This is a genomic window from Clostridium sp. (assembly GCF_051654825.1).
In the GTDB taxonomy this organism is placed as follows: domain Bacteria; phylum Bacillota; class Clostridia; order Clostridiales; family Clostridiaceae; genus Clostridium.
On the sequence record NZ_JBOFYU010000248.1, the window covers coordinates 1 to 5335 of the forward strand.

The 5335-nt window shown below is 27.9% G+C and carries 2 protein-coding genes; both read left to right on the forward strand.

What is annotated here, in order from left to right:
• Nucleotides 1-239: 239 nt before the first annotated feature.
• A complete protein-coding gene (locus tag ACRDBA_RS15370; protein ID WP_438573810.1) occupies nucleotides 240-3377 on the forward strand; it encodes an alpha-L-fucosidase in 3138 nt (1045 codons plus the stop codon).
• 257 nt (nucleotides 3378-3634) lie between these two features.
• On the forward strand, nucleotides 3635-5335 hold a 1701-nt coding region (locus tag ACRDBA_RS15375), incomplete at its 3' end, for a UvrD-helicase domain-containing protein (RefSeq protein WP_438573811.1).

Sequence of the window (5335 nt, forward strand, 5' to 3'; positions counted from 1 at the left end):
CTTAATATAATGTTTCTTTTAGGAGTAATTTTGGCAGTGATAATATCAATGTCACCATTTTAGTTTATAGTTTTTATAATAGAATAATTATTAATACATGAAGTCCACAATAAGTATTTGTTGTGGATTTTTATTTTATAAGAATATTAAATACAATATTTAACTAAAATGTAAAAATATGATAAAATTGATATTGAGGCTAGATTTAATATAAATAAAAAGAAATAGGGAGGAAAGTTATGTTTAGTAAAAAGATTAAAAAAATTTTGGCTTTTAGTTTCTCATTTGTGCTAATAAGTCAACTAGGTCTTTCAAGCACTTTTGCAGAAGTTAGAGCAAATAGTGTTGAAGCACCAGCAGCGCATGGGCCAGTTCCATCAGAAAGGCAGCGAGAGTATAGTAAGGATGAAATGGCTGCATTTATTCACTTTGGAGTGAATACATTTACAGATGCCGAATGGGGAAATGGAAAGGAAAATCCAGCTGTCTTTAATCCAACAGAGTTGGATCCAGACCAATGGGCAAGAGAGCTAAGTGAATCAGGATTTAAGAAGGTAATAATTACAGCAAAGCATCATGATGGATTTAATTTATTTGATAGTCCAGGAACAGATCATGATATAACAAATCCAGCAATAAATGAAGCTGTAAGAGGAAGGGATATAGTAAAGGAGTTATCTATTGCTTGTGAAAAGTATGGATTAAAATTTGGAGTTTATCTTTCACCTTGGGATCAAAATTCACCAAATTATGGAGATGATAGAGGTGAGGATTACAATGAGTTCTTTATGTCTCAATTAACTAAACTATTAACTGAATATGGAGAAATATCAGAGGTTTGGTTTGATGGTGCAAAGGGTTCAAATGTAAATCAAACTTATTACTTTGATCAATGGTTTTCTCTTGTAAAAGAACTTCAACCAGGAGCACTAATATTTTCTGATATGGGTCCAGATGTAAGATGGATAGGGAATGAATCAGGTTATGCTGGAGAGCCTTGTTGGTCAAAAATAAATGGTGATGAATTAACATTGCCACATTATAATACAGAACAATTAAACAAGGGAGATGCTGATGGAACTCATTGGATTATGGGAGAAAGTGATACTTCAATAAGACCAGGATGGTTTTTCCATGAAAGCCAAAAAACTAAATCATTAACTCAATTAGTAGATATATATTTTAATTCAGTTGGTAGAAACAGTACATTACTATTAAATGTTCCACCAAATAAAAAAGGTTTATTAAATGGTGATGACGTAGCTAGATTAGAAGAATTTAATTCTGTATTAACAAATACTTTTGATGAAGACCTTGCAATTAATGATGATGTTAAGGCAAATACCTATAGAGGTGAGGGTGTAAATTCTGATAAATTTACAGCAGATAAGATAACTGATGGTGATTATGATACTTATTGGACCACTGATGATGGTGTAAAAACAGGTTCCTTTGAAATAGATTTAGGTGAAGAAACTACATTTGATGTAATAAGCATTCAAGAATATATTCCACTTGGACAAAGAATAGATAAGTTTAGTGTAGAAGTATATAATGAAAATTTAAATACTTGGAAAAAGGTATCTGAGGGACAAACTATAGGATATAAGAGATTAGTAAGAATTCCTGTAACTACAGCTTCAAAGATAAGAGTTAATATACTATCTTCTCAAGAAGTACCTTTAATAAATAATGTTAGTGTGTATAAAGCAGATTCTAGAATAGAGATGGAATCTAATGTTCCAGATGGTTTAAGAGTAATAGATGACCAAGATGTAGGAACGGAATTAAATCAATTTAAATATGAAGGAACATGGCAGGATAGAAAAAGTGAGACAGGCTTCTATGGAAACACATCTCATTGGACTCAAACAGCAGGATCAAAGGCTACATTTAAATTTAATGGAAGTAAGTTCTTTGTTTTATCAGCAACACATCCAAATCACGGAAGATTTTCAGTTAAAATAGATGGTAAGGATGCTGGAATAGCAGATTTATACGGGGCTGGTAATATGACTAGTCAACAAATTATTTATACTAGTGAAGATTTAGCATATGGAGAGCATACTGTGGAATTAACTGCTTTAGATTCTAAATCAACACATTTAGATGCAGTATATGTTTTAGAAAATGAAAGTGGAATGGTAGAGATAAATCCAAATAATATTACTGTTGATGAAAATGCAGGTAAAGTAGATATTACAGTAAAACGTGTAGGGGGATCTAAAGGGGAAGTAACAGCTTCATTTATTTTAGAAAGTGGAACTGCCATACAAGATCAAGATTTCCAAAGAATGATTCAAGATGTAACACTTGAAGATGGACAAACTGAGGCTACAACTTCAGTAGTGTTATTTGATAATGATGAAAGAGATGGTCATAAATATTTTAATGTTAAAATGAATAAGGTAGTTGGAGCAATTTCAGGCTTTAAAGCTAAGGCTACTATCAATATTATGGATGATGAAACTCCTACAAACCTTGCATATAATAAAAAAGTAACAGCATCAAGTGTTGAACAAAATTTAGTAGATAGATTTAAGCCAGAATTTGCAGTAGATGGTGACAAAGAAAATTCAAGGTGGTCATCAGGTTACAATAATAATGATTGGTTCCAAGTAGACTTAGGTGATGTTTATGATGTTAATGAAGTAAATATATATTGGGAACCAGCTTGTGGAAAGCAATATAAAATATTAACTTCAATAGATGGTGTAAATTATCAAGAAGTATATAATGAAACTAATGGGGCACCAGGATTTAAGCAAATTACCTTTGATACAACAAAGGCTAGATATGTAAAAATGCAAGGTGTTGAAAGAGCAACTACCTATGGATATTCTATTTATGAGTTTGAAGTATATGGACCAAAATCAGGAGAAGTGGTAGATAAAAGTGAATTAGAAGCTTTAATTTCTTCAGCTACAAAACTCATATTAGAAACACCAAGTGAAAATATAACAGTAGAAGCTAAGGCTAAATTAGAAGAAGCTATAAACAAGGCACAAGAAGTTTTAAACAATGATAAAGCAACTACGGAAGAAGTAACTTTATCAATTAATGAATTAAACTCAGCAATAGATAATTTTAATAATAATATTATTATTGCTGTAAATAAAGTGAAGGGGTTAGAGTTATCAAAAGTTACTAGCAATAGTGCAACTTTAACTTGGAATGCTCCAAACACTACTTTTGGATTAGTAGAATATGTAGTTTATAAAGATGGTAAAGAATTAGCTAAAGTACCAGTAGGAACTATAAATTATACAGTTGAAGACTTAAAAGCAAACACTATTTATGGAATAAAGGTAACGGCTAAATACTCAAATGGAGAAGAGTCAAAACCTATGTCTTTAAATTTAAGAACTAGTAAATAGAATAAGAAAGATAGTATCATGTTACAGAGCGTATTTATGTATCTCTTATTCAAGATGCTATCTCTTTTTTGTTACTTTAAAGTAGTATTATAAATTTAAAACAATAAAAATATATATCTTCTAAGTGGAAAGATTATTGTAGAATAGCGTATTTAATGTTATTGTCGTAATAGCTGTAATATCAAGAGGTTAATTTTGATATTATATTAATAATTTAACGTATCACTGTAAGTATTAGTGAGGAAAGGGAGATTTGTATGGAGAGTAATATTACTAAAGAGAATTATGAATATTTCTCAAAGTTATTAATAATACCTTTATTATCTTTTGATGAGGTTTTAACAAGAAAAGTAGATGAAGTTTTAGAGTTATACTTTAGTGGAAGTATAATTAGTATTGTTGTTTTTGATGAAAATATTATAAATTTTATTGTTAACAAATTAAATGAAAGAATGAGTAGTGAAAATGTATATTATAAAAATGGTGAAATATATATAGACTTATTTAATTCTAATAATTCATTAAACTATAATGGGAAAGGTTATTTTTCTATATTCAATTTTAGTATTTATTTGGTTAAGGACTTAGTAGCTCCTTCAAGATTTATTGAAATTAATAATGGAGAACTATTAGGGGAGAATATTTTAAGTTGTAATAAGCTTTTTAAATATTTAGAAGAGATAGAAGCTAACTCTAATTTCAATTTAGCTTCATATTGTATTCAACATAATGTAATTGATGAGGATATTCTTATTTCAGCATCAGCAGGAACAGGGAAAACCTTTAGTATTGTAAGTAGAATAATGTATTTATTATATAAATCTAATTATGATAAATATTTTTTGAAAGATGAGATTTTACTAATTACATTTACTAATGAGGCTACTAATGAAATGAAGAGTAGGTTAATTAAATGCTTAGAAAATTATTATAAGCTAACTAAAGATAAAAAGTATTTAGAATGTGCTAATGAGGTAGTAAATTCTAAAATAGCAACTATACATAGTTTTTCTATTGATTTAATTAGAAGTAATAGTGAAGTTTTAGATTTAGCTAATAATTTTGAAATGGTTTCAGGAATATATGATATTAGAAATATAATATATATTCAATTAGAAAAAAAAATAGGTGATTATGAAAAGTACTTACAAAAGCATAAAATAAAAATGAAAACACTTAAGGATGAGATTTTAAAGTTTTATAAAGCTATATTAGCTAAGAATATTGATTTGCTGGATTTAGATAACAATTGGGGTATTGTAGAAGAGGAACATATAGACTTTTCTAATATGTTAATTAATGTATTAAAGGAATCTTATCAAATATATAGTGATAAAAATAAGGTAGAGAATAGATTTTCATTAGGTGAAGTTAATATAAACTTAAAAAGGCTACTAAATAGAAACAATTTGAAGATGGATAATAAATATAAATATATATTTATAGATGAATTTCAAGATACAGATGATATTCAAATTAAAGTTATTAATAAGCTTAAGAAAGATAATAATATCAAACTATTTGTAGTAGGAGATATTAAACAAGCTATATATAGATTTAGAGGTTCTGATATTACTGCATTTAATAAAATAAGCGAAAGTATTAGTTTCAAAAAGTATTCGTTAACTAAAAACTACAGAACAACAAAGAGTTTATATCAAAGTTTAAATTGTGTTTTTGAAAATATGAATAAATTTAAGTTAATTTCTTATGAAAGAGTAGGAGAATTAACCAAAATAGATAATAAGGTATATTGCAAAAATATACCTAAAAGCACATATAAAGAGGATATTATAAATAAGGTTGTAGAAATAGTTAAAGAAATTATGGAAGCTTGTAATAAAGAGAATATTTACAATATAAAAGGCATTGATGGGGGAGATTTATATAATAATATAGAGGCAATTGAGCTATTAAAATTACTAAATGCATTAATTTTCTATGATAACATAGAGTAT